25 protein-coding genes and 5 tRNA genes are annotated in these 24825 nt (G+C 40.6%); 29 read left to right on the forward strand and 1 reads right to left on the reverse strand.

What is annotated here, in order from left to right:
- Positions 1-2: 2 nt before the first annotated feature.
- From EO118_RS03650 to EO118_RS03775, 27 genes are all read left to right on the forward strand, one after another.
- A complete protein-coding gene (locus EO118_RS03650; RefSeq protein WP_127068683.1) occupies positions 3-2027 on the forward strand; it encodes a DUF5693 family protein in 2025 nt (674 codons plus the stop codon).
- Positions 2020-3111: a polysaccharide pyruvyl transferase CsaB gene (gene csaB / locus EO118_RS03655; protein ID WP_127068684.1), complete on the forward strand. Its 1092-nt coding sequence runs from the start codon at positions 2020-2022 to the stop codon at positions 3109-3111. Before EO118_RS03650 ends, csaB begins: the two co-directional genes overlap by 8 nt.
- A gap of 38 nt (positions 3112-3149) precedes the next feature.
- The gene (locus tag EO118_RS03660; protein WP_127068685.1) at positions 3150-3977 is read left to right on the forward strand and encodes a transketolase; all 828 of its coding nucleotides are present in this window, start codon (positions 3150-3152) and stop codon (positions 3975-3977) included.
- A 2-nt stretch (positions 3978-3979) separates the two neighbouring features.
- Complete coding sequence (locus tag EO118_RS03665; protein WP_127068686.1) at positions 3980-4912, forward strand: transketolase family protein; 933 nt, start codon at positions 3980-3982, stop codon at positions 4910-4912.
- Positions 4913-4927: 15 nt separating this feature from the next.
- Complete coding sequence (gene ftsE, locus EO118_RS03670) at positions 4928-5614, forward strand: cell division ATP-binding protein FtsE (protein ID WP_127068687.1); 687 nt, start codon at positions 4928-4930, stop codon at positions 5612-5614.
- On the forward strand, positions 5604-6491 hold the full coding sequence (gene ftsX, locus EO118_RS03675; RefSeq protein WP_127068688.1) for a permease-like cell division protein FtsX: 888 nt from the start codon (positions 5604-5606) through the stop codon (positions 6489-6491). The genes ftsE and ftsX overlap by 11 nt, the downstream gene beginning before the upstream one ends.
- 2 nt (positions 6492-6493) lie before the next feature.
- Complete coding sequence (locus EO118_RS03680) at positions 6494-7672, forward strand: murein hydrolase activator EnvC (RefSeq protein ID WP_370447246.1); 1179 nt, start codon at positions 6494-6496, stop codon at positions 7670-7672.
- A gap of 8 nt (positions 7673-7680) precedes the next feature.
- Entirely contained in the window at positions 7681-8916 is a 1236-nt protein-coding gene (locus EO118_RS03685; protein ID WP_240626928.1) for a S41 family peptidase, read from the forward strand.
- Positions 8917-8962: 46 nt separating this feature from the next.
- Positions 8963-10234 (forward strand): GTPase ObgE, encoded by a 1272-nt coding sequence (gene obgE / locus EO118_RS03690; RefSeq protein WP_127068689.1) that lies wholly within the window; start codon positions 8963-8965, stop codon positions 10232-10234.
- Between the two features lie 8 nt (positions 10235-10242).
- Entirely contained in the window at positions 10243-10530 is a 288-nt protein-coding gene (gene yhbY / locus EO118_RS03695; protein ID WP_126939868.1) for a ribosome assembly RNA-binding protein YhbY, read from the forward strand.
- 22 nt (positions 10531-10552) lie between these two features.
- Positions 10553-11680, forward strand: a complete 1128-nt coding sequence (gene proB / locus EO118_RS03700; RefSeq protein ID WP_127068690.1) for a glutamate 5-kinase — start codon at positions 10553-10555, stop codon at positions 11678-11680.
- 3 nt (positions 11681-11683) lie between these two features.
- Positions 11684-12940 (forward strand): glutamate-5-semialdehyde dehydrogenase, encoded by a 1257-nt coding sequence (locus tag EO118_RS03705; RefSeq protein ID WP_127068691.1) that lies wholly within the window; start codon positions 11684-11686, stop codon positions 12938-12940.
- Entirely contained in the window at positions 12937-13080 is a 144-nt protein-coding gene (locus EO118_RS08605) for a hypothetical protein (RefSeq protein ID WP_164723888.1), read from the forward strand. Before EO118_RS03705 ends, EO118_RS08605 begins: the two co-directional genes overlap by 4 nt.
- The gene (gene nadD / locus EO118_RS03710) at positions 13070-13681 is read left to right on the forward strand and encodes a nicotinate-nucleotide adenylyltransferase (RefSeq protein WP_127068692.1); all 612 of its coding nucleotides are present in this window, start codon (positions 13070-13072) and stop codon (positions 13679-13681) included. The genes EO118_RS08605 and nadD overlap by 11 nt, the downstream gene beginning before the upstream one ends.
- A gap of 71 nt (positions 13682-13752) precedes the next feature.
- Positions 13753-14325 (forward strand): bis(5'-nucleosyl)-tetraphosphatase (symmetrical) YqeK, encoded by a 573-nt coding sequence (gene yqeK, locus EO118_RS03715; RefSeq protein ID WP_127068693.1) that lies wholly within the window; start codon positions 13753-13755, stop codon positions 14323-14325.
- Complete coding sequence (locus EO118_RS03720; protein WP_127068694.1) at positions 14326-15417, forward strand: LCP family protein; 1092 nt, start codon at positions 14326-14328, stop codon at positions 15415-15417.
- A gap of 9 nt (positions 15418-15426) precedes the next feature.
- Positions 15427-15786: a ribosome silencing factor gene (gene rsfS / locus EO118_RS03725; RefSeq protein ID WP_127068695.1), complete on the forward strand. Its 360-nt coding sequence runs from the start codon at positions 15427-15429 to the stop codon at positions 15784-15786.
- Between the two features lies 1 nt (position 15787).
- Positions 15788-16705 (forward strand): S1 RNA-binding domain-containing protein, encoded by a 918-nt coding sequence (locus tag EO118_RS03730; RefSeq protein WP_127068696.1) that lies wholly within the window; start codon positions 15788-15790, stop codon positions 16703-16705.
- 11 nt (positions 16706-16716) lie between these two features.
- Positions 16717-18057, forward strand: a complete 1341-nt coding sequence (trkA, locus tag EO118_RS03735) for a Trk system potassium transporter TrkA (protein ID WP_127068697.1) — start codon at positions 16717-16719, stop codon at positions 18055-18057.
- Between the two features lie 28 nt (positions 18058-18085).
- Positions 18086-19600: a TrkH family potassium uptake protein gene (locus tag EO118_RS03740; protein WP_127068698.1), complete on the forward strand. Its 1515-nt coding sequence runs from the start codon at positions 18086-18088 to the stop codon at positions 19598-19600.
- The gene (locus EO118_RS03745; RefSeq protein WP_127068699.1) at positions 19566-20168 is read left to right on the forward strand and encodes an MBL fold metallo-hydrolase; all 603 of its coding nucleotides are present in this window, start codon (positions 19566-19568) and stop codon (positions 20166-20168) included. Before EO118_RS03740 ends, EO118_RS03745 begins: the two co-directional genes overlap by 35 nt.
- Before the next feature lie 148 nt (positions 20169-20316).
- Positions 20317-20392, forward strand: a tRNA-Asp gene (locus tag EO118_RS03750).
- A 6-nt stretch (positions 20393-20398) separates the two neighbouring features.
- Positions 20399-20474: transfer RNA gene (locus EO118_RS03755), tRNA-Phe, on the forward strand.
- 3 nt (positions 20475-20477) lie between these two features.
- A tRNA-Gly gene (locus EO118_RS03760) sits at positions 20478-20552 on the forward strand.
- 7 nt (positions 20553-20559) lie between these two features.
- A tRNA-Cys gene (locus EO118_RS03765) sits at positions 20560-20634 on the forward strand.
- A gap of 15 nt (positions 20635-20649) precedes the next feature.
- A tRNA-Leu gene (locus EO118_RS03770) sits at positions 20650-20738 on the forward strand.
- An 88-nt stretch (positions 20739-20826) separates the two neighbouring features.
- Positions 20827-21171, forward strand: a complete 345-nt coding sequence (locus tag EO118_RS03775; protein WP_127068700.1) for a hypothetical protein — start codon at positions 20827-20829, stop codon at positions 21169-21171.
- A gap of 76 nt (positions 21172-21247) precedes the next feature.
- On the opposite strand, the gene EO118_RS03780 is transcribed toward EO118_RS03775, so the two are convergent.
- On the reverse strand, positions 21248-22474 hold the full coding sequence (locus EO118_RS03780; RefSeq protein WP_127068701.1) for an MFS transporter: 1227 nt from the start codon (positions 22472-22474) through the stop codon (positions 21248-21250).
- A 471-nt stretch (positions 22475-22945) separates the two neighbouring features.
- Between EO118_RS03780 and EO118_RS03785 the strand changes: the two genes are divergently transcribed.
- On the forward strand, positions 22946-23455 hold the full coding sequence (locus EO118_RS03785; protein WP_127068702.1) for an Lrp/AsnC family transcriptional regulator: 510 nt from the start codon (positions 22946-22948) through the stop codon (positions 23453-23455).
- Positions 23424-24635 carry an aminotransferase class I/II-fold pyridoxal phosphate-dependent enzyme gene (locus tag EO118_RS03790; protein ID WP_240626929.1) on the forward strand — a complete coding sequence of 404 codons (1212 nt, stop codon included), beginning with the start codon at positions 23424-23426 and terminating at the stop codon, positions 24633-24635. The genes EO118_RS03785 and EO118_RS03790 overlap by 32 nt, the downstream gene beginning before the upstream one ends.
- Positions 24636-24825 lie beyond the last annotated feature (190 nt).

Genomic DNA, 24825 nt, shown 5'->3' on the forward strand with positions numbered 1-24825 from the left:
TTATGAAACTAAAGACAATATCTATTTACACGTGGATTTTATTAGCCTTTCTAGGTGTAGGCATTGTGAGTGGACTCCTATTGGTGAAAGAACGTCATCATATTGAGGCGCAGCAGGAGCAAATTGAAAATATCATTGATTATGATGGGCTCCTTCGTGCTAATGCCTATGAGAAACGCTCCTTACAGGAGGCTGTAGCAGCGGCTAAAGAATCTGGCATTACAGCCTTAGCAATTTATGATAGAACACTGCAAAAAGAAAAAGATGCAGGTCATATTCATATGTATAGCTCCGATGACTTACAGCAGCTACAAGTGGAAGGTACCCAGCCAGGCATGACATATGTGGGCGTGATTCCGGGTAAAGAAGCTTACTTTCAAGAGGTGCAAGAAGATTTATTACGCCGCCTAGGTAAGGATAAAGTCACAGTATTGCAAACATCGTTGGGCCCTATGTTAGGATTAGCCTTACCAAGTGATTCGATGAAAGATATGAATTTGGGAATTTCCAAGTTACAAGCTCAAGAAGTGGCGAACCTCGGATTCCATGTCATTGTGCGCCCTACAAACTATAAAGGCGTTACCGTGGAAGATGTAGATCATGTATTTCAACGAATCGAGGGTGTCCCTAATGTAACGGGTATGGTCTTTGTAGGGAAAGAAGCTTTGGGATATCCATTGCATGTGGATCGTACTTTAGAACAATTAGAAGCACGTCATATCCCTGTAGTTGGTATTGAAGCAGTGAACCAATTACAATATTTCCCACAAGCTGGATTCCTAGAAATGGCTAATGCCAATCACTATAAAGTAGGCAGATTGTATACTGTATCGAAAGAAGAAGTACGTAAACTTACACCAGGCGAATTGGTACAATGGTTCTACATTAGCGACATTGAACGAAATATCCGCTACAATTTGTTCCCATTATATGAACAAGGTGTAGATAATAGAACCGCCTTAGAAACGACATTGTTTGTAGCGAAACAAGTGACAGATAAATTACAAGCTCGTGGCTTTACCACAGGGCAAGCCTCAGTCTATCCAGTATATACGCCGAACACTTTGTTACGAGTATTAACGATGACAGGTGTAATTAGCTTAGCGACACTCACATTGGGTCAGTTTATACGTATACGAAAACCATATTTACTGGGCCTATTTGCTGTGGGGTCCATCCTTTCTATTGGTATCTATGTGATGACTACAGGTACAAAAATTATGTCGGCTTGGGCATTGGTAGCAGCTATATCAGCACCAGTACTAGCTATGACGATGATCTTTGATTGTTGGTCGAAACGTAACCATGTAGGCTTATCCCCGTGGAGAAGCACTATAGAATCTGTAGTATATCTTGTGGTGGCGGCTTTGATTGCTGCCGTTGGTGGCATTAGTATTGCTGCCATGTTAGGTAGCACACAGTTCTTTATGGAATTTGCTTTATTCCATGGCGTGAAATTAACCTTTGTGGCGCCAGTAGTACTGACTGCTATCGCCTATTTACAACGGTTTCCAATTTGGAAAGGCAGAACTATTTCTTCTGTGAAAGATGTGAAATCTTTCATTACAGAATTTGTACAAATAGATATTAAAGTATATAGCTTATTAATCCTAGGTGCTTTGGCTGTGGTAGCCTATGTCTTTGTAGGACGTAGTGGTCATACGGCAGGCGTACCAGTACCGTCTTGGGAACTGGCTTTACGTAGATTTTTAGAAAATACCATGTATGCTCGCCCTCGTGAAAAAGAATTTTTAATTGGTCATCCAGCATTTATGCTTGCTGCCTATGCTGTGGGACGACGCATTCCAATGGTATTGCATTTTGCCTTATCCGTAGGGGCGGTCATTGGTATTGCCTCCATGGTAGAAACATTCTGTCACTTGCGTACGCCAGTGTATATGTCCATTGCTCGTGGTTACGATGGATTGCTATTAGGTATTGTCATCGGTTTACTAGCGATTATGGCGGTTCGTTTCATCGGTTATGGCATTCGTTGGTTCCAAGGACGAGGTGAAAGCCATGTGTAAGATACTCATTTCCGGTTATTATGGATTTGGTAATGCCGGAGATGAAGCGCTATTGAGTTCTATTTTGCAAGCATTACTGGAGAGAGAACCACAAGCTGAAATTACAGTCATTTCGGGTAATCCTGCGGAAACTACGAGCACCCACAAGGTGAAAGCCATTGGTCGATTTGATATGTGGAAGATATATCAAGCGATACATTCTTGCGATATGCTCATCAGTGGTGGCGGTAGTTTGTTGCAAGATGTAACAAGCGCGCGCAGTTTGTATTACTACTTGAGTATTATCGCTTTAGCGAATACCTTGGGAAAACGAGTGATGATTTATGCCCAAGGCATTGGACCTTTGCGTAAATCTTTGGCTCGGGCCACGGTGGGACGTGTATTGAATCAAGTATCTATGATTACCGTACGAGATCACGCTTCAAAAGAGGAATTGCTTTCACTGGGGATTCATAATGTACCAATTACAGTAACTGCTGATGCGGTGCTGGGCATGCATCCAGTGGATACTGCGGTGGGCCGTGATATATTGGCATCCTATGAAGTTGATTCTGACCGACCGATTGTGGGGGTGTCCGTACGTGCTTGGAAAGATTGCACAGAGTATCAACGAACATTGGCAAAAGCTCTCGACCAGATTCAGACCGCTAAGGATGCCCAGATCGTATTCATTCCCATGCAACATCGGGAAGATACGATGGAAGCAGAAACCATAGCTAAACAGATGAAATCAAAGTCCACGGTCCTAGCTGATTCGTATAGCACTACTGAGTTATTGGCGCTTAGTGGTTCCGTGGATGTCATGATAGGTGTACGACTCCATGCATTAGTATTTAGTGCGTTAATGGAAACTCCTTGCTTAGGGATCTCCTATGACCCTAAAATTTTAAACTTTCTTCATATGATTGGAGAAGTGCCGGTAGGTGATTTACATACATTAACGGTAGAACCTATTGTGACACATACAGTAGAATCGTTGAAACGAAATACTTTCACGGAAACTGTGTTAGAAAATATCCATGAACTACGAAGAAATGCATTAGAGAATGCCCGCATTGCCATTGGCATGCTGCATGATAAATAATTTACCTTAGAATTGTGTATAACACGGGAGGGTATAGTATGTTAACACTTGAACAAAAACAATTGATACAAGAAAAAGCAAAAGCGATTCGTGTAAACATCGTGAAATCTGTAACAGCAGCAAAATCTGGTCATCCAGGTGGATCTTTATCCATTGCTGATGTGATGAGCTTGTTGTACTTTCAAGAAATGAATGTAAATCCAAATGAGCCGAAAGATCCAAACCGCGATCGTTTTGTCTTATCCAAAGGACATGCTGCACCAGCTCTGTATGCTACGTTAGCAGAAAAAGGATTCTTTCCAACAGAAGAATTACTAAACTTGCGCAAAATTGACCATATCTTACAAGGTCATCCAGACATGAAATATATTCCAGGTGTAGATATGTCTACGGGTTCCTTGGGACAAGGCATTTCTGCAGCCTGTGGTATGGCATTGGCAGGTAAGATTGATGGATCCTCCTACCGTGTGTACTCCGTACTAGGTGACGGCGAATTAGAAGAAGGACAAGTATGGGAAGCTGCGATGTTTGCAGCACATTACAAATTGTCCAACTTAACAGCCTTTGTAGATTTTAATGGGTTACAAATCGATGGTGACATCACAAAAGTTATGAGTCCATTGCCAATTGATGAAAAATTTAAAGCCTTTGGTTGGCATGTAATCGTGGTAGATGGTCATGACTTAGATGCCTTACATGCAGCAGTAACAGAAGCAAAAGCAACTACAGATAAACCGACTATGGTGATTATGAATACTGTCAAAGGGAAAGGTGTACAAGCTATGGAAGGCCAAGCCGGCTGGCATGGTAAGGCGCCATCACAAGAGGAATGTGAAAAATTTGTAGCGGAATTGTTGGAGGTGTAATCATGGGAAAAGCGACTCGTGAAGCATATGGTACAGCCTTAGTTAAAGTGGGTGCCACTCATAAAGATGTTGTTGTATTAGATGCAGATTTATCAAAATCTACAAAAACTGATGAATTTAAAAAAGTATATCCTGAACGATTCTTTAATGTAGGGATTGCAGAGCAGAACTTAATTTCTGTAGGCGCTGGTTTAGCAGCAGCGGGAAAAGTGCCATTTGTGTCTTCTTTTGCTATGTTTGCTACCGGTCGTGCATTTGAACAAGTGCGTAACGCTGTGTGCTATCCAAAATTAAATGTAAAAGTATGTGCTACTCACGCAGGTATCACTGTCGGCGAAGACGGTGCGACACACCAAAGTTTAGAAGATATTTCTTGTATGCGTACATTGCCTAATATGACTGTTGTAGTACCAGCAGATGCAGCAGAAACAGAAGCTGTTATTACCTGGGCAGCGGAGTATCATGGCCCTGTGTATGTACGTTTAGGCCGTGCTGGTGTAGAAGATGTGACACCAGAAGGCTATACATTTGTACCGGGTAAATCTCAACAATTACGTGATGGTAAGGATGCTACCATTATTGCTTGTGGAGCCTTAGTAGGACCTGCAGTAGAAACAGCAGCTGCATTAGAAGTAGAAGGTATTTCTGTACGTGTTATCAATATGGCATCCATTAAACCTATCGATGCAGAGGCGATCGTAAAGGCAGCGAAAGAGACAGGCCTATTGATCACAGCAGAAGAACATAATGTGATTGGTGGTTTAGGTAGTGCTGTGGCAGAAGTTGTGGTGAAAGAATACCCAGTGCCAATGGAATTTGTCGGTGTGAAAGATACCTTTGGTGAATCTGGTACACCGAAAGAATTGATGGCAAAATATGGATTAACAGCAGCTGATATTGTAGCAGCTACTAAACGAGGTATAGCACGAAAATAGGAAGGGAATGATAGAATGATAGAATTTAGAAATGTCCATAAAGTATACGACAATGGGTCTGTTGCTTTAGAGGATGTATCGATTCATATTGAAAAAGGAGAATTCGTATTAGTCTGTGGGCATTCTGGAGCAGGTAAATCAACATTTATCAAGTTACTTTCACATGAAGTCACACCAGATTCTGGAACGGTTATTGTGAATGATGTTGATGTAACACGTATCAAATCTAGTAAAGTACCGTACTTACGTAGAAAGTTAGGTATTGTATTCCAAGATTTCCGATTATTACCATCAAAAACAGTGTTTGAAAATATTGCTTTCGCCTTAGAAGTTATCGAGGAAAAACCGAAAGTGATTAGAGAGAAAGTTTTAAATGTTTTAGAACTGGTCGGATTGAGCGACAAAGCCAATGATTTGCCACAAGACCTAAGTGGTGGGGAACAACAACGTGTTGCTATTGCTAGAGCCATTGTGAATAAGCCATTGGTGCTCATTGCGGACGAACCAACAGGTAACTTGGATCCACAAACAAGCCGCGATATTTCTGATCTTTTCAAAGCCATCAACAACTCTGGTACAACTGTAGTAATGGTAACACATGATATGGATATGGTGTCCTATCTAAACAAACGAGTGATTGCCTTAGAAGGCGGTCGAGTTGTGAGTGATCAAATGAGAGGGGCCGCATTCCATGAAAATTAGAACGTTTAAGTATTATATTAAAGAAGCCATCAAATCCATGCGCCGCAATGGATTGATGTCCTTGGCATCCATTTCCACGGTCACATTGTCGTTGTTTATCTTGGGCGTGTTTGCCTGTGGCGTTGTAAATCTTAACAATTTGGCATCCCATTTAGAGAGCCAAGTGCAAATTAGTATCTATTTGAAGGACAATTTAACAACACCGCAAGTGATGGAATTAGGCAAAAAATTAAAGGCCTTGCCAGAGTTGAAAGAAATTGAATTTGTCACAAAAGATGAAGCTATGAAACGCTTTAAAGAGCGTTTAGGAGAACAACAGCAATTGGTAGAATCCTTAGATGGACATAATCCATTGCCAACGTCCTATGTGTTGACTTTCAATACACCAGACCAAGTGAAAAGTACAGCGGAACTGGTGTCTAAATATCCAGAAGTAGAAAGCGCTCATTATGGGCAAGACGTGATTGAGCAAATTTTTGAAGTCACAAAAATTATCCGTATCGGCGGCATTGTGTTAATTGCTTTCTTAGCGGGGGCTACCTTATTTATTATTTCTAACACGATTCGATTGACTGTGTTCGCACGTCGAAAAGAAATTGGAATTATGAAGTATGTAGGGGCTACGAACTGGTTTATCCGTTGGCCTTTCGTATTGGAAGGTATGTTCTTAGGCGCTATTGGTGGCGCTATTGCAGGTGCTGCGACATGGCAATTCTATCGCTATATTACGATGGAAGTGATTTCCAACTTTGCTTTTATGCCATTAGTACCAATGATGCCATTCATCTATCAATTATCAGCTGGCTTAGTAGGTGTAGGTATATTAGTAGGTGCTATTGGTAGTACTATTTCGTTAAAACAATATATGAAAGTGTAGGAATGATGAAGAAAAAAACTGTAACACTAGTAACTAGTTTACTATGCGGTTCTATCATGATGGCTACACCGTATTGGTATCAAGCACAAGATGAAGACTTAACGAATCAGTTGTCAAATATTCAACAACAAATAACAAATGAAGCGAATAAAAAGTCAGAAGCTGAAAAAACGATTGGTACCGTATATGAACAGTTACATGCTATACAACGTGATTTAGATACTGCTACAGCAGAATTAAAACAAGTGCAGGCAGAGCGGATTCAATTAGATAAAGATATTACAAAAACAGAAGCTGAATTGAAAGAAGCACAAGCCCGCTTGCAGTCTCGTGAAAAAGTATTCTATAAACGAGTACGAGATATCTATATCAATGGTCGTTTAAGCTATTTAGATGTAGTGGTGGGATCAAAAGATTTTAGCGACTTTGCAAACCGTATGGAAATGTTGAAACGCATTCTACAATCCGATATGGATTTGATCAACACGATTAAAACGGAGCGAGAAGAAATTGCTAGCAAAAAAGCTAAATTAGAAGAAGATCGTGCTAAAGTATTAGAACTAGAAAAAGTAGCGCAAGAAAAGCAAAACGTAATTAATCAGAAAAAAGCAGAACGTCAAGCTGTGTTAGAACGGGCTATGAATGACCGAGATACGGCTGAGCGTGCGTATAATGAGTTAATGGCGTCTTCCGCAAGCATTACTGCGATGCTACAACAACGGGCTGCAGAACGTGCGGCGGCAGCAGCGGCTGCAAGCCAAGGCGGTGGTGGCGGTGGTGCTACATGGGTACAAGGATCTGGTCAATTAGCAGCCCCTGTGGTGGCGCCTATTACGTCTGACTTTGGTTGGCGTATTCACCCGATTTATGGCACACGTCGTTTACATGCGGGCACTGACTTTGGTGTGGATGAAGGTACACCTGTGCATGCAGCGGATGGTGGCGTTGTCGTAGAAGCTGGTTGGGTTAGCGGTTATGGATATACTGTTATCATTGACCATGGAAATGGTATGTCCACCTTGTATGCTCATAATAGTGAGGTAGCGGTAAGCCCAGGCCAAACTGTATCAAAAGGTCAAGTTGTTTCCTATTCTGGTAATACCGGAGGTTCTACAGGTCCACATCTTCACTTTGAAGTGCGTATTAATGGGGAACCAACAGATCCAATGGGATACTTATAGAGGAGACTATGAAAGAAAAAGAAAAACAAACCATCTGGAAACAGGTTAAAGAATTTTTCTTCATCACTGATGAGAAACATGACGGTTTTGACGATGACGAAGCATTTAGCTGGAAGTCAATCTTAAAAACTGCGGTGGTGGGAGTCATTGGGTGTATTCTTACGGTTCTTGTGGTTATGACTGGTGTATTCTGGTATATTTCGGGGTCGCCTTTAGGGATTGCCAAATTTGGATATACCTATTACATCACGACCCAATGGGCCATGGATCCTCCAGCCAAAGAAGAACTCTTTGTGAATATGCTGAAAGGCTTAGCCAAAGGTACCCATGATAAACATACTGTCTATTTAGATAAAGATGATATGAAAGAGCTAGAAATGCACACGTCTTCTACTTATAGTGGGATTGGCCTATTACTAGATTTTTCCGATGGAAAAACTCTGAAAGTAGGCGCTACGATGGAAGGACAACCAGCGGAAGCGGCAGGGCTTCAAAAAGGAGATCAAATTCTTGCTATTGATGGCACACCTGTGTCTGATATTGAAAAAGAAGACGTAGCAAATCGCATTCGAGGTGAAGAAGGGACTTTTGTAGTACTTCGGATTCTTCGCAATGGGGAAGAACAAGAGCTATCTATTGAACGGAAAACGATTGTGATGCCTACGGTAAAAGGGCAAATGCTAACCGAAGATATTGGTTATATTCGTGTTACCCAATTTGCGGAAAAAACAGTAGATGAATTTACGAAAGCCTATGAGGACCTTCAATCTAAAGGGATGAAACGGTTAGTCTTAGACTTACGTGATAATCCGGGTGGCTTAATAACGACGGCTCATGGTATTGGACAATATTTAGTGCCGAAAGGCCCGATTGTGACGGTACAAACGAGACGAGGTAAAACGACAGCCTATATGTCTAGAGGAGAGTATCCTCTTATCCCATTAGTTGTGTTGATTAATGGTAATTCTGCAAGTGCCTCAGAAATTATTGCTGGTGCTGTGCAGGATACAAAATCGGGTACCATTGTAGGTACCAAAAGTTATGGCAAAGGTACTGTGCAGAGCGTAGTACAAGGCCTTGACGGAGAAGGTTTAAAGATTACTATCGCGCGCTATCATACACCAAATGATAGAGTTATCGATGGTATTGGTATTGAACCAGATGAAGTTGTGGAGCCGTCCAAGACAAATCCTGAAGAGGATGTACAAATGGAACGTGCTATTGAAATTGTAAAAACTCTATGATATAGCGGCTTCGGCCGCTCTATCTATAGGGCTAGAGGAAAAAAATATGTTTATAGATCGTGCCCGTATATTAGTGAAAGCGGGAGATGGCGGTAACGGGATGAGTAGTTTCCGTCGAGAAAAATATGTGCCACAAGGGGGACCGAATGGTGGCGATGGCGGTAAAGGTGCTGACATCATTTTAAAAGCTGACAGAAATATCAATACACTGGTTGATTTTAGATATAAACGTCAATTTAAAGGCGATACAGGCGGTGCAGGACAGAGTGCCAACAAGCATGGTCGTGGTGCTGAAAATTTAATTGTTTCTGTTCCTTTGGGGACAACGGTAACTGATGAAGAGTCCGGTAAATTAATGGCAGACTTAGTGGAAGATGGACAAACTTACATGGTTGCCAAAGGTGGTCGAGGTGGCCGTGGTAACGCGCGCTTTCAAACAAGTGCTAACCGTGTACCAACTTTCGCTGAAAAAGGGGAACCAGGTGAAGAACGTTGGTTAAATCTTGAATTAAAAGTGTTAGCTGATGTGGGATTATTGGGGTACCCAAGCGTGGGTAAATCCTCTATCATCCGCAAAGTGTCTTCTGCAAAACCAGAAGTGGCTGCGTACCACTTTACGACATTAACTCCTGTATTAGGGGTAGTCTCTGTAGCGCCGGGTAAAAGCTTCGTTATGGCAGATATTCCAGGTTTGATTGAAGGGGCTAGTGAAGGCATTGGTTTAGGCCATTCCTTCTTGCGCCACGTAGAACGTAGTAATATTCTATTACACGTGTTAGATGTATCTGGATTAGAAGGTCGTGACCCTATTGAGGATTTTCATAAAATTAATGAAGAGCTGGCAAAATATAGCGAAAAATTGAGCAAGAAAAAACAATTAATCGTATTAAATAAAACAGACTTGTTACAAGATGAAGAAACATTGCCAAGAGTGACAAAATACTTCGCTGATCAAGATTACGAAGTATTTGCGGTGAATGCATTAACTGGAGAAGGCTTGCCAGCATTAGTAGAACGTGCGTGGTACTATGTGGAAAATTACGTGCCAGAGCCAGAAGTAGTAGATGATACTGTATATTACGAAGCAAAACCAGATACAGACTTTGTCATTACTCGTGGCGATGATGCATCCTATATTATTAGTGGTTCTCGTATTGAAAAATTGGTGGCTATGACAAATCTTGATGATGAACAAGCATTGCGAAGATTCCAAAAGATTTGGCGTTATATGGATTTAGATGCGGAATTGAAAAAACGTGGTATCCAAGATGGCGATGAAGTAGTCATTGGTGACCAACGATTTACATTCCATGATTAGGAGATAGAATGACAGGTAAACAAAAACGATATTTACGTGCTTTAGCAAGTACTATGCCGGCAGTGGTGATGATTGGTAAAGGGGGATTGGAAGATCCTGTTATCGACAGTGCACGAGCTGCTATTACAAAACGTGAATTAATCAAAGTAAAAGTGTTAAACAACTGCTTGGAGGACCCAAAAGAAATTTTGCCTCACTTAGCAGATATGTTAGGAGCAGAATTAGTACAAATCATTGGACATAATGGTGTATTGTATAAAAAAGCAAAAGATCCAAAAATTGAGTTGCCAAGATAATCAATCCGTATGAGGTGAAGCGATGAGAGAAGAATTACGACAGGCGAAACGAGTGATTGTTAAAGTAGGAACAAGTTCACTAACCCATGCAAATGGACGCATTAACATTGATAAAATGGAAGTGTTAGTCCGCCAAATTTGTAATTTAGCCAATGCAGGAAAAGAAATGATTTTAGTTTCTTCTGGGGCTACTGCCGCCGGTCTTCCCTCATTGGGGTTCACTTCAAGACCCGATGATATTGCGTTAAAACAAGCCGCTGCCTCTGTGGGACAAGGGATTTTGTTGCATATGTATGAGAAGTTATTCGCTGAATATGGACATACGGTGGGACAAATTCTTGTGACCCGAGAAGATACGGTGAAACGTAGTCATTATCTGAATCTAAGAAATACATTGACCGCACTCATCGGCTTAGGGGTTATTCCTATTATCAATGAAAATGACGTGGTGGCTATCGATGAATTCAAAATCGGAGATAATGATACATTATCTGCTAACATTGCTAGCATTATCGATGCAGATGCATTGATTATCCTTTCGGATATCGAGGGTTTATATACAGCGAACCCATCGACGGATCCAACAGCTACCTTAATTCATGAAGTAGAGGCTCTTACACCGTACATTTATGAAATTTCCGGGGGTGCTGGGTCTTCATTGGGGACAGGTGGTATGTATACGAAAATTCAAGCGGCTCATATTGCAACGAATTCCGGTGTTCATATGGTCATTGCCTCTGGGGATCATTCAGATAGTATTAAAGCTATCATGAATGGAGAAGAACGAGGCACCCATTTCTGGCCGCATAGAGATGTGCCGCAAATCAAGAAACGTTGGATGGCATTTGGTACACGTTTACAAGGTACCATTCATGTAGATAAAGGATGCCGTGATGCATTGCTTACCAATGGATCTAGTATTTTACCAGTAGGCATTCTATCTGGTGAAGGACAATTTGAAGAAGGAGATACGATTTCTGTTGTTCATGATGGAGAGGAAATCGCTCGTGGTATTGTGAACTTTAATGTATCCGATTTGCTTAAGATTAAAGGTCATAAATCGCAGGACATCCCTAGTATTCTAGGCGTTCGTGATACCTATCATGTAGTGGTGCATCGAGATAACTTAGTTGTCTTACGACAGGAGTAAATTATGAATCCATATACTGCATATTTTGAAAGTTTAGGTAAAGCAGCACGGTCAGCCTCTATGGCCGGACAAGTACTGAGTACAGAAGATAAAAATCACATCTTGGAACAGATTGCTTGTGATTTGGAAACGGCAATCCCTACAATTTTGGAAGCGAATAGTATTGATTGTTCTCAAGCCAAAGAGAATGGAGTTCCTTCCGTGATGATGGACCGTCTTCGATTGACGAAAGAACGTATCGAAGGCATTTGTGAAGGTGTTCGTCAGGTAGCTAACTTACGAGATCCTATTGGTACAGTATTAGAAACTAGGACGTTAGAGAATGGTTTGCGTATCGAAAAGCGACAAATTCCTATTGGTGTGATCGGTATGATCTATGAAGCACGCCCAAATGTAACAGTGGATGCAGCAGCCTTAGCTATAAAAACAGGCAATGCTATCATTCTCCGTGGTGGAAAAGAGGCATACCATACTAGTGAGGCGATGGTACAAATTATGCAAAGTTCTTTAGAACGTTGTGGAGCCCCTAAGGAACTAGTTCAATTAGTATCTATTCTAGAACGTGAGGCTGTAGGCGAATTGTTAGCACAACGCAAATGGATTGATGTGATGATTCCACGTGGTGGAGCAGGATTGATTCAATTTGTTGTGAATAACAGTAAAATTCCTGTTATAGAAACAGGGAGTGGTGTTGTCCATGGCTATGTAGATGCCTCTGCTGATGAAATGATGGCATTACAGGTATTGGAAAATGCAAAACTGTCACGACCATCGGTATGTAATGCGATGGAAACTATTCTGTTACATGAAGCGAGATTACATGATTTAGGTCCAAAAATTGTGTCTATGCTAAAAGAAAAAGGTGTTACCATCTATGGAGATGATAAGGTGCAAAGCTTATCTTCTCAGGTGAAAATTGCTACAGAGGACAATTGGTCTACAGAATATAATGATTATATTGTGAATTTCAAAGTGGTAGCTTCCATTGATGATGCTATTGACCATATCAATACATTTGGCACGAAACATTCTGAAATGATCATTACAGAAGACCCAACTCAGGCAGAACAGTTTATGAATTTAGTAGATGCGTCTACAGTATATGTAAATGCATCGACACGATTTACAGATGGTTTTGAATTTGGTTTAGGGGCAGAAATTGGAATTAGCACGCAGAAGTTACATGCTCGTGGACCTATGGGATTAGATGCGTTGACAAGTTATAAATATTTCGTCTTTGGTCATGGACAGGTACGATGAAACTTGAGTATGTAAAAGCTTACTTTCAGTATATGAAGTCTTCAAAAGGGGCTTATGAATGGAAGTCTTACGGCATCGTATTAGCCATACTAAGTATGGTATCTCTAGTGTGTATAGGGGCGTGGTTACATGGCAGATAAGAAAAAGAGAATTGGCATATTAGGGGGGACCTTTAATCCTGTGCATTTAGGACATTTAATGATTGCCGAAATGGCGTCAGAAGCGTTTGATTTAAATCGAGTTATTTTTGTGGCCGCAAAGGAACCACCGCATAAAGAAACAGATGTAATTGAAGCGAAATATCGCTTAGAAATGGTGCGTGCCGCGGTTTTGGATAATCCGAATTTTGTAGTTTCTGATGTAGAGATGCAACGAGAAGGAAAGTCGTATACTATTGATACATTGCGGTATTTTCATGATGTGTATGGACCATCTACGGAATTTTTCTTCATTGCTGGCACAGATACGATTCAGAATTTACCAAATTGGAAATACATAGAGGAATTGTTAGATATGTGCGAGTTCATCGGGGCTATTCGTCCTGGTGCTACAAACGACATTGGTGAAAGCATCGAATGGCTTACTCAACGAGGCGGTCGTATTCATATATTAGAAGTGCCAGAAATGAAGCTGTCTGCCACGGAATTGCGTTATCGATTGCGCCATGGCTTATCTACTCGATATATGTTGCCGAGAGCCGTGTACCAATATATTAAGGAACATAAGATATATAATACGTAAACTTACTATCGAAAGAGATAGAGTTAATTTTGTGATACCCCATAGAAAGGTATATGTTAGTGAAGGATACAATGACAATAGAAAGATTACAACATATTGTGAAAGGTCGGCTTTCATCAAAACGATTTGCCCACACACTAGGTGTGGTGGATATGGCAAAACGATTAGCGAGCCACTATGGGGCGTCTGTACAGCAAGCAGAAGTGGCGGGACTATTGCATGATGCTATGAAAGAAAGTCCCTTACAAGAGATGCAATCATTGGTGAGGGAGGCACAGATACCGGTGGATTCCGAGATGCTGAAGAATGGAGCGCTATTGCATGGACCAGCAGGTGCTGCCTATGCGAAGCTAATACTACATATCCATGATGAATCAATTTGTGAGGCCATTCGTGTTCATACATTAGGTAGTATCCATATGAGTGTATTGGATAAGATTATTTTTCTAGCAGATTATATTGAGCCAAATCGTGATTTTCCTGGTGTAGAAGAACTACGGGCGTTAGCATTTCAAGATTTGAATGCTGCTGTTATTCGCGCCTACGATGGAACAATACGTCATTTGCTAGATCAAGGGTTGAGCATACATGTGGATACGATTCGAGGTAGAAATAGTGTGTTGTTAGAAAGGTCGGATGTATAAATGGAGCAAAAGATACGACGCAAACCACGTAAAAATGGACTGCGTTGGGGACGAATTATAGGGGCCCTTATCCTCCTCGTAGTCATGATAGGATTGATAGTGTGGGGGATACGCAGTGCGGTAAGTTCCGTATCACAGCCTACTATTGGACAAGAATCGCATCCGTTGCCGGTTGTGACAAATACAACGCCTATCGATATGGGGTCAATTAAGACATCTTATATGCTAGTTGTAGGTGTCGATAAAAGTCAACCACAACAAGCAGATGCGCTGTATGTAGTGGCTTTCAATTTAGATGCCAAAACTATGCAGATTATTGGTATCCCAAGTAATAGTAAAATTATTAATCGTCATAATGAGGCCCCGCAACGAATTAATGATATCTATGCACAAGGTGGAATTGAATTAACGAAGGCAGTCGTGGAAGATATGTTCCATATCGTCATCCCTTATTATGCGGTAGTGGATCAAGATAGTTTCCACTCTATGATGAACATTTTTGGTGCTCCTAGTTTATATGTAGAGCAATCGATGGTACATCGAGATGCAGCATCTGGTGAAGTAGATATCAATATTCATCAAGGGTACCAAGATTTGACTAGTGATACAGCCTATGGGTATATGCGGTTTATCAATGATCCAGGGGATACATTGGGAAGGACCATGCATCAAGAGCGATTGTTGAAATCTATGTTGGAACATGAACGTAATCACGTTAGCTTAGGGACTGCTTTTCGAGTATGGCGACAATGGAGCCATATTAGTACTAATGTGAGCACTTGGGATGGAGTTCGTTTTGTGACAAAAGTGATTGAATTCCCGAAAGATAAAGTGCGTTGGTACATTTTACCAGGTTCACCAGAAACGATTGACCATGTGGACTATTGGAATGTAGAGCCAGTGGAATTACAACAATTAGTGGGGATAACCGTAGGGGATATTCCGAGCGATGCAGAAGTGATTCCGGTGATTGGCGATTCTCCAAAAGATGGATCCAAGGATTCTTCTAAAGATAATGGAAAGCAACCAAAGGACAGTGAAACAGAGGGCACCAAGGAGAAAACAGAGCCAGGAAGCCCCACAACAAGATAAGGAGTTAGAATGAAACAGAAACAAGATATTTTAGGAACCGTAAAGGTATTAGCACAAGCTGGGTATGATAAAAAAGGCGAGGATATTTCCATTATGGATATGGAAGGTCTTACGATGTTAGGGGATTATTTCTTAGTAGTCACAGCGAACAATGTAAAACATGCACAAAGTGTGGTAGATGCTATTGAAGATGCTGGGGCAGAACAAGGCATGACTGTCTTACATCGTGAAGGCTATCGCGAAGGCGATTGGATTTTGCTAGACTTTGGTGATGTAATCGCCCATGTATTTACAGGTGAATACCGTCATTTCTATGGACTAGAAGAATTGTGGAAGGATGCACCGAGAGAATCCTTTGAAGGAGTCTAATATGGCTAGTAGCTTATCAGAAAATACCATTGTCACCCTCAAAGTATTGCGTCAAAGTGATCAAGGCTCTTTTTTAGATGGTCAGACAGGCAACACGAATGATGACATTTTATTGCATAAAGACCAACAAACTAGTTCCGTTGCGATTGGTGAGGAAGTGACAGTATTTCTCTACAAAGATCCAAAGGGTCGTTTAACGGCGAGTATGCGTTTACCAGCCATGAAAGAAGGCCAAATCGGTTATGTAGAGGTTATCAATACAACAAACTTTGGTTGTTTCGTAGAGGTCGGAACAGAACGGGGGATTTTCATGCCTCATGCAGAAATGCGTGGGCGCCCTCAAAATGGTGAAAAAGTTTGGGTTCGTCTTTATAGTGATAAATCAGGTCGTTTAGCGGTGTCCATGGATGTGGATGATGCCATGCGCCGTGCTTCAAAACCGGCTACAGAGGCTAAGAGTGGTGGCATGGTGAAAGGTGCCATTTACAACATGACTAGTGAAGGGGCGTTCTTGATTACTCCTGAACGATGGATTGCTTTCATGCATCGTAGTGAAATGACAAGACAACTAAAGGTGGGGGAACTCATTGAAGGTCGCATCACGTTTAAACGGGATGATGGACGTATCAATATTTCTATGCGCCCAGTGAAAGAAGAGGCACTCGCTTCGGATGGAGCCCAAATTATGACCTACTTAGGCAGTCGTCATGGACGTATGCCTTATGGTGATGGCACATCAGCACCTATCATAAAAGATAAATTCAATATTAGTAAAGCAGCTTTCAAACGGGCTTTAGGTCATTTAATGAAAGCCGGTTTTATCATCCAAGAAGATGGTTGGACTCTCTTAACTGAGGCAGGACAACGTGCTTTGCTAGATGCAGATGAACAATCTGCAACGGTAGAGGAACCAAAATAGGGGGATATGTCATGAAAATTGTGGTAGTAGGTGCTGGTAAAGTAGGCTACTCCTTGGCACAACGATTGGCGCAAGACCAACATGATGTGTATGTCATTGAAAAAAATGGAGATCGCATTAAAAATTTAGAAAATAATTTGGATGTGAACTTGGTACAAGGTAATGGCAGCAGCATTTCCCTGTTACAAGAAATTGGCGTAGAAGATATGGGGATGCTCATTGCTGTGACAGACTCTGACGAGGTCAACATGCTAGCATGTATGCTAGGTAAAGCCGCAGGGATTCCTAAGACCATTGCAAGGGTCCGTGACACGGAATATGAACATGGTACGAATGCGGTGATTCGTGAGCGATTAGGGATTGATCTTTTCATCAATCCAGAAATGGTAACAGCCCAAGAAATTTACAAAATATTAAAGACCCCAGCTGCACTGGATGTAGAAGATTTTGCTAGTGGTGCCGTGCGGTTAGTGGAGTTTAAAATACGAAACAATCACGACATCATGGGGATTCCTTTACGCTCTTTAACCTTACCACCGAATGTGCTTGTAGTAGGGATTCTACGTGGTGGAGAAATGATTATTCCTCATGGTGACAGCACCTTAGAATATATGGATAATGTATTCTTTTTAGGTGCCACCGATAGTATTGATGAGGTGGAATCTTGGCTCCATGAAACAACACGTCCTACACAACGTGTGGTGATTATAGGGGCAGGCCTCATTGGTCGTAATCTAACAGTTCTCTTAGAACGAGATGGATACGATGTGAAAGTCATCGAAAAGAATATTGATCGTTGTGAACAATTGGCAGCCATGGTAGATCGGTCCATTGTTATTCATGGAGACGGCACAGATATCGACCTATTGGAAGCGGAAGAAATTAGTGATAATGATGTTATCATTTGTTTGACAGATGATGACAAACTAAACTTACTAGTGGCACTCTTAGCGAAACATATGGGGGTACCTAAAGCATTTGTTCGTGTAGGGCGATTAGAATATATTACTTTGATGGAGCAGGTGGGTATTGACGTAGCATTTTCACCGAGATTATTAACATCGGGACAAATTTTACGGTTAATTCGAGAAGATGAAAATCTCATTAATATTTTTACCTTCGAAGGATCTAAAGCTGAAGCTGTGGAAATAGAAGTTACAGAAAAAACATCATTGTTAAATAAACATTTAAAAGACTTAAAGTTGCCTGGAAAATCATTAGTGGGGGCTATTGTTAGAGAGCATCAAACCATTGTTCCTAAAGGGGATACATTGCTCCTGGAAGGAGATCATATAGTTATCTTTACATTGCCAGAAAATATTAATGCTTTATTAGCATATATTAATAAATGATATAAAAATTTTGAAAGGAGAAGGAATCATGCGCATTCAAAATATTATGCGAGTTGTTGGACAAGTGATGCTTATATTAGCTTCCTTCATTATGGTTCCCTTTTTCTTTGGTATATTAGATGAAGGGGTTTTTTACTACTCTTTTCTTATTACATCATGTATAGCAGGAGGAGTAGGGTTTCTATTATATTATTATGGTACAGCTACTAATGTATATAGTGTACGAGATGGATTTCTTGTAGTCAGTGCAACTTGGATCTTAGCGTCTATATTCTCGGCGTTGCCCTTTTATTTTAGTGGAGTACTTGAGCAATTTGTAGATGCTTTATTTGAGTCTGTGTCAGGTATAACGACTACCGGGGCAAGCATGATTGATGATGTAAGTGCTTTACCAAGAGCCTTTATTTTGTGGAGGGGGCTTACCAATTGGATTGGTGGTATGGGGATGATTGTCTTAGTGTTAGCATTCTTGCGTAATTTAGGGACTGGAGTAGCTCCTTTAGTTGAAGCAGAGGCTTCTGTACCAAGACCTGGCTTTGTATTACCAAGAATCCAATCTATGGCAGGAAACTTGCTGAGAATTTATTTGGGATTTACATTTACTTGTACTTTTCTATTATGGCTAAGTGGCATCGGTTTATTTGAAGCACTTAATTTTACCTTTGCTACGGTAGCTACAGGTGGATTGTCCCCAATTACTGGCAGTACATTTAGATATGCTGATTCCTATTTGGTCTGCATCATATTAGTAGTATTTATGATATTGGCGGGTGGAAATTTTGCAGTCTATCAATCTGTCTGGCAACGAGGTATTAAAGAGATTTGGCGAGATTTTGAATACAGAATTTATCTCATTACTCTAGCAATTGGATCAAGTTTAGTATTATTTGCATTAATATGGGAAGCTGGAGATGCTAAAATTGAGCATTTGCGAAATGCGATTTTTACGCTTGTTTCCATACAGACTGGGACTGGATTTGCTATTGCTGACTATAATCTATGGCCTAGTTTAGGACAAATGGTATTGTTTATGGGGATGTTCTTTGGTGGTTGTAGTGGATCGACTGCTGGGGGACTTAAAATTATTCGGATTATTATCTTGGCGAAAAGTAGCATTCTCTATCTACGAAAAGCTATCCACCCTGATATGGTACAGCTAGTACGATTAAATGGCTATGTATTGCCTAATAAATGGTTACAAATTACACAACAGTTCTTTTTTTTGTATATGCTAATTTTTGGTCTTTCTTCGGTGATTATCTCTTCTACAGGATTACCCTTGTCAGATGTGCTGCCATTAGTTGCAGGTAGTTTAGGAAATGTAGGCCTTGCATTTGGATCACTAGGGCCTACAGAAAGTTTTACAGTTTTGGCACCCCTTGCAAAGATAGTTTGTATTATTGATATGTTATTAGGGCGCTTAGAGTTGTTTACTTTATTAGTGTTATTGCATCCAGGTTTTTGGCGTGGATATTTTACAAAGAAAGAAAAAGGCTATAGACGATTCGATGGACATCATAAGAACTCCTCAAGGCTTGTATAAGACAAATTGCTATATTCTGAAAGAAAATGGATACGCCCTTATTATTGATCCAGGATTTCACGGTCTACGTATTATGAAAGAATTACAGGACGTGGTGCCGGTAGGTATTGTATTGACCCATGGTCATGCAGACCATATTTGTGCTGTGGATGCCTTAGTAGAGGCGTATCATATCCCTGTATACATGCATCCTAAGGATGAAGAACTATTACTAGTCAAACGGCGTATGCCATCGGGGTATAAAGAACGGTTTACGTCGCCATACATTGCGTTGGAAGAGGGACCTTTACAAATAGGAACCTTTTCTTTGAGTATATGGGAAGTGCCTGGACATAGTGCAGGTAGTGTGTTTGTTGGATATAAATATATTTTGTTTACAGGAGATACATTATTTAAGGGAACCGTAGGGAAGGTGAATACCTATAATGGTGATCCGGTGGTCATGAAAGAGACATTAAAAAGAATAAAAAGTTTCTATCCATCCTATGTGGTATATCCAGGTCATGGATCGAGCACTACATTAGAGCATGAATTAGCAACCAATCCGTACTTGATAGTACATGAGTAAAAGAAAAGATACTTAGAATAATGATATGACGTAGTGGATTGTTCGAGTGTTAGACAAGATATCAAAGAAATACAAAATATTTATAAAAAAATATAAAAAAGTGTTGACGAGAAATATGAAATAGGGTATACTAACAAAGTAGTCAATTGGCCCCGTGGTGTAGCGGTTAACATGTCGCCCTGTCACGGCGAAGATCGTCGGTTCAAATCCGATCGGGGTCGCCACTACTTGCCTCGGTAGCTCAGTCGGTAGAGCAACGGACTGAAAATCCGTGTGTCGGCAGTTCGATTCTGCCCTGAGGCACCATTTGCGGAAATAGCTCAGCGGTAGAGCACCGCCTTGCCAAGGCGGGGGTCGCGAGTTCGAATCTCGTTTTCCGCTCCACTTTTTTGGCGGCATAGCCAAGCGGTAAGGCAGAGGTCTGCAAAACCTTTATTCCCCAGTTCGATTCTGGGTGCCGCCTCCACAATATTCCACCCATGCCGGGGTGGCGGAACAGGCAGACGCAACGGACTTAAAATCCGTCGGTTAGAGATAACCGTACCGGTTCGATTCCGGTCCTCGGCACCACTTAGACCAACTTCGGTTGGTCTATTTTTTTATGTCTAAATGGATTATAATGTAAGTATCATACAATGAGTGTGCTTAGGGAGGGACTATGAATATGGTTACTGATGTTGATCGATTATATAAGGCTATTGAAATTAACGAAAGAACATTTCAGTTTTTTCAAATCGATGTACAGTCTTATGGTATACAAGATGTCGATAAAGAAGGTGAGCAATCCTTCTGTGTTCTTCTTGAAATCATGAATGGCAAATTTAATTGTAATTTAGAGTTTATCGTAAACTGTTATGATGAGTTAGGAGCGATAATCTATAGTGAGACGAACCTCCTTCTTATAGACAGATATATTGGCTATGATACTTTTAAGTTTTATTGCAGTGACACTAATTTGATCGATAGGACGAATAAAATTCGTATATTTGTAAAAAAAGAATAATATAAAAGTGCCATATACCGATATGCATATGTATGTTATAGCATATCGGTATATGGCAATTTTTATGTGTATATACTTATTGATGTTGTGAAATCTCTTCTTCGTAGATAGCTTGTTCTTTCACTGGACGATAATAGATGGCATAGAGTACCAATACGATGACTGGGATGATGGCAGATACGATGTAGATACCGCTGTAGGATAGTAATCCATGCAAGATACCTAATGTATAAGGTCCTACTCCTAAACCAAGATCTAAACCGATGAAATAGGTGGAAAGAGCTACTCCAATTTTGGCAGGTTCTACGGCTTTCAAACAAACCGCTTGACCATTCGACATGAAAGTACCATAGCCTAAGCCGACAAAGGCACCAGCGATGAGTAGTAACGCTGCATTTGAACTATAAGCGATGAGTAAAAGTCCAATAGTTAAACATACATAGCTAGGGTACATAACAGCATTTTCCCCGCGTTCATCAAAGATACGACCTGCAATAGGGCGAGTCACAGTAATCACAAGGGCATAGACAACAAAGAAGAAGGCTCCTGCTGTAATGAGACCGATTTCATGGGTGAAGATAGAAAGAAATCCTAGTACACTAGAGTAAGCAAGGCCCATTAGGAAACCGAGAAAGGAGATGAAAGCTACGCGTGGTTCAATAAAGTTTTTAAGAGACCAAGATTTCATGGAGGCCGCTTCTGTAGAGGATAAGCTTAAATTTTGTACAGGGAATCGCAAACATGCGATGGCAACACCTATAGATAATAGGACGGCAAGATAAATAATCCAAGTGAAACCTACGGCAGGCAATAAAATCATGCCGATGAAAGGTCCAATAGCGGCGGCCAAGCTAGTGCTAAGACCATAATAATTGATGCCTTCACCATCTTTTGATTTAGGAATGTAAGCAGTGACCACTGCATTGGCAGCGGTGGATACGGTACCATAGGCAAATCCATTTAAGAAACGTACGGCATCCAAGATTAAAATATCTTTGGCGATAAGATAAGCAAGGGTAGTGAGAAAATAAAAGATAGCGCCATACCGAAGTACTTCTTTACGGCCGATGAGCTCTAAGCGCTGTCCCATGATAAGGCGAGCAAATAAAGTGCCTATAATATAAATACCGGTAGCAAAGCCTGCCTCGGCAACTGTAGAATGTAGTTCTTTTGTAGCATAGCTTGCTGTGATGACCACAAAGCAGTAGTAGACTAAAAAGACAATAAAGTTAATGATAGTAATACTGATAAACCCAGAATTAAATAATGTTTCTTCTTGATTTTGTAACGATTGGGCATTCATGGATAACTCCTCCTTTTGTAATACGTTCTATAGAATATACCTAATTGTGAACCTTGTAAAGGTTATATAAATATTTTCTATAGAACTTTACTAAGTTAACAATATAATGAAAGATAATTATTGGAAATCATGGGCCTTCAAGGCACATATAGACGTACTATGTCAATTTATCTGTCAATTATACATAGGAAGATAGTCTATGAAGAGGGTATAAAAAATTTTTAGAGTGTACATATCCATATTGTGAGAATTTAGCTAGATACGGAATAGCTGTAAATTGAAAACATAGTACAGTATAACTCGGCGTATCACTATTCTTTTAATTTTGATGTTTATTTTGTATGAGTGTTATAGAATGTATTGCTACTTTCAGAGAAACTGACTATAATAAAAAGATAAGCATTGAGAATAGATGTACAATGCGATACTTTATAAGACATAGATGTGAATCATAAGAAAGGAGTCTCCCTTATGACAGTACAATTAGACACATTGGATCATCGTTTATTACGTTTATTAGATGAGGACGCCTCCATGTCGGCTGCAGATCTCGCCATTATGCTTAACAGTGAAGAAGCGCATGTGGCAAGTCGTATTCAAGCCTTCGAGGAGTCTGGCATTATTAAACGGTACCAAGCAGTCATTGATTGGGAACAAGTAGACCAAAATAAGTCTACAGCTCTTATCCAATTAGGTGTGACTCCTGCTCCAGATCAAGGTTTTGATAAAGTGGCAGAACGAATTATGGAATTTCCAGAAGTAGAAGGTGTATACCTTATGTCTGGTAGCTATGATTTGACGGTTATCGTGGAAGGGGCGAGCATGCGTGATATTGCATTATTCGTATCTCGTCGCCTATCTACATTGGATTCGGTGTTGTCCACGACAACAAACTTTATCTTAACACGTTATAAAGATAACAATATTGTGTTCCACACGGGTGGAGTTCGTGAAGATCGGAGAAATGTATTCGATGATTAATTATGACAACTATTTAAATACTGAAATCAAAGCTGTAAAGCCATCGGGGATTCGTCGTTTTTTTGAAATTGCTAACGAATTAGATAATGTCATTTCCCTCAGTATTGGTGAACCAGATTTTGCTACGCCCTACCACATTCGTGAAGAAGGCATTACCACATTAGAAAAGGGGAAAACCTGGTATTCTCCAAACCGTGGTTTTATGGAACTACGGGAAGAAATTTCTAAATGGTTAGAACGGAAGTATCATGTGTCCTATGATCCGGCAACGGAAGTAATTGTCACTGTAGGTGGATCGGAAGCCATTGATTTAACATGTCGTACCTTACTCAATCCAGGGGATGAAGTATTGATTCCCGTACCAAGCTTTGTGTGTTATACACCATTGGCGGAGTTGTGTAACGCCAAACCAGTACAGATTGTAACGAAGGAAGAGGATGAGTTTCGTTTGACTCCAGAGGCGATTGAAGCGGCAGTAAACGAGAGAACGAAGCTATTAGTCTTACCATTCCCTAATAATCCAACAGGGGCAGTATTACGTCGTGAACATTTGGAAGCCATTGCGGAAGTCGTTATTAAACATGATTTGTTTGTACTCTCCGATGAGTTATACAGTGAACTTACCTATGGTGATGAACCACATGTAACGATTGCATCTATTCCAGGTATGCAGGAGCGTACTATTTTAATCAATGGATTTTCTAAAGCCTATGCCATGACGGGTTGGCGCCTTGGGTTTGCCACTGGTCCAGCACCGATTATTGCGCAGATGACGAAGATGCATCAATACGGTATTATGAGTGCTCCATCAATGTCTCAATATGCAGCTATAGAAGCATTAAAAAATGGAGATAAAGACATTCAATACATGCGTGAGGAATACGATATGCGCCGTCGGCTATTGGTAAGTGCTTTTAATCGTATGGGGCTGCACACATTCGAGCCAGAAGGGGCATTTTATGTGTTCCCATCTATTACCAGTACGGGCATGACATCGGAAGAGTTTTGTGAAAAACTACTCTATGATCAACGTATTGCCGTGGTGCCTGGGAATGCCTTTGGCGACTGCGGAGAAGGGTTCGTTCGCGTAGCCTATTCTAACTCCTTACAGAATATTAAAGAAGCGGTAAAACGTATTGAAATATTCTTGGAAAAAATTATAAATAAAGAAATTGAGTAATAGAAAAGACAGACATGGTTTGCGGGTGCAAACTGTGTCTGTCTTTTCAGTTTCTATCATATATTTTTGTATGACAGTAAGAGCCATCCTCTTTCCTCCGAGGTATTTTTTGTGTCTTGAATTTATGATCTAAGTGCAACTAAAAAAGATTCATAGCTTTCTGATAAAATAGTGTTTGCAAAGACATCTA

The sequence above is a fragment of the Veillonella sp. 3891 genome, from assembly GCF_003992315.1.
GTDB lineage: Bacteria > Bacillota > Negativicutes > Veillonellales > Veillonellaceae > F0422.

Excerpts from the sequence above, each read along its gene's own strand:
- EO118_RS03650 (WP_127068683.1), top strand. The coding sequence starts at position 3 with ATGAAACTAAAGACAATATCTATTTACACGTGGATTTTATTAGCCTTT.
- csaB (WP_127068684.1), top strand. The coding sequence starts at position 2,020 with ATGTGTAAGATACTCATTTCCGGTTATTATGGATTTGGTAATGCCGGA.
- EO118_RS03660 (WP_127068685.1), top strand. The coding sequence starts at position 3,150 with ATGTTAACACTTGAACAAAAACAATTGATACAAGAAAAAGCAAAAGCG.
- EO118_RS03665 (WP_127068686.1), top strand. The coding sequence starts at position 3,980 with ATGGGAAAAGCGACTCGTGAAGCATATGGTACAGCCTTAGTTAAAGTG.
- ftsE (WP_127068687.1), top strand. The coding sequence starts at position 4,928 with ATGATAGAATTTAGAAATGTCCATAAAGTATACGACAATGGGTCTGTT.
- ftsX (WP_127068688.1), top strand. The coding sequence starts at position 5,604 with ATGAAAATTAGAACGTTTAAGTATTATATTAAAGAAGCCATCAAATCC.
- EO118_RS03680 (WP_370447246.1), top strand. The coding sequence starts at position 6,494 with ATGATGAAGAAAAAAACTGTAACACTAGTAACTAGTTTACTATGCGGT.
- EO118_RS03685 (WP_240626928.1), top strand. The coding sequence starts at position 7,681 with ATGAAAGAAAAAGAAAAACAAACCATCTGGAAACAGGTTAAAGAATTT.
- obgE (WP_127068689.1), top strand. The coding sequence starts at position 8,963 with ATGTTTATAGATCGTGCCCGTATATTAGTGAAAGCGGGAGATGGCGGT.
- yhbY (WP_126939868.1), top strand. The coding sequence starts at position 10,243 with ATGACAGGTAAACAAAAACGATATTTACGTGCTTTAGCAAGTACTATG.
- proB (WP_127068690.1), top strand. The coding sequence starts at position 10,553 with ATGAGAGAAGAATTACGACAGGCGAAACGAGTGATTGTTAAAGTAGGA.
- EO118_RS03705 (WP_127068691.1), top strand. The coding sequence starts at position 11,684 with ATGAATCCATATACTGCATATTTTGAAAGTTTAGGTAAAGCAGCACGG.
- EO118_RS08605 (WP_164723888.1), top strand. The coding sequence starts at position 12,937 with ATGAAACTTGAGTATGTAAAAGCTTACTTTCAGTATATGAAGTCTTCA.
- nadD (WP_127068692.1), top strand. The coding sequence starts at position 13,070 with ATGGCAGATAAGAAAAAGAGAATTGGCATATTAGGGGGGACCTTTAAT.
- yqeK (WP_127068693.1), top strand. The coding sequence starts at position 13,753 with ATGACAATAGAAAGATTACAACATATTGTGAAAGGTCGGCTTTCATCA.
- EO118_RS03720 (WP_127068694.1), top strand. The coding sequence starts at position 14,326 with ATGGAGCAAAAGATACGACGCAAACCACGTAAAAATGGACTGCGTTGG.
- rsfS (WP_127068695.1), top strand. The coding sequence starts at position 15,427 with ATGAAACAGAAACAAGATATTTTAGGAACCGTAAAGGTATTAGCACAA.
- EO118_RS03730 (WP_127068696.1), top strand. The coding sequence starts at position 15,788 with ATGGCTAGTAGCTTATCAGAAAATACCATTGTCACCCTCAAAGTATTG.
- trkA (WP_127068697.1), top strand. The coding sequence starts at position 16,717 with ATGAAAATTGTGGTAGTAGGTGCTGGTAAAGTAGGCTACTCCTTGGCA.
- EO118_RS03740 (WP_127068698.1), top strand. The coding sequence starts at position 18,086 with ATGCGCATTCAAAATATTATGCGAGTTGTTGGACAAGTGATGCTTATA.
- EO118_RS03745 (WP_127068699.1), top strand. The coding sequence starts at position 19,566 with ATGGACATCATAAGAACTCCTCAAGGCTTGTATAAGACAAATTGCTAT.
- EO118_RS03775 (WP_127068700.1), top strand. The coding sequence starts at position 20,827 with ATGAATATGGTTACTGATGTTGATCGATTATATAAGGCTATTGAAATT.
- EO118_RS03780 (WP_127068701.1), bottom strand. The coding sequence starts at position 22,474 with ATGAATGCCCAATCGTTACAAAATCAAGAAGAAACATTATTTAATTCT.
- EO118_RS03785 (WP_127068702.1), top strand. The coding sequence starts at position 22,946 with ATGACAGTACAATTAGACACATTGGATCATCGTTTATTACGTTTATTA.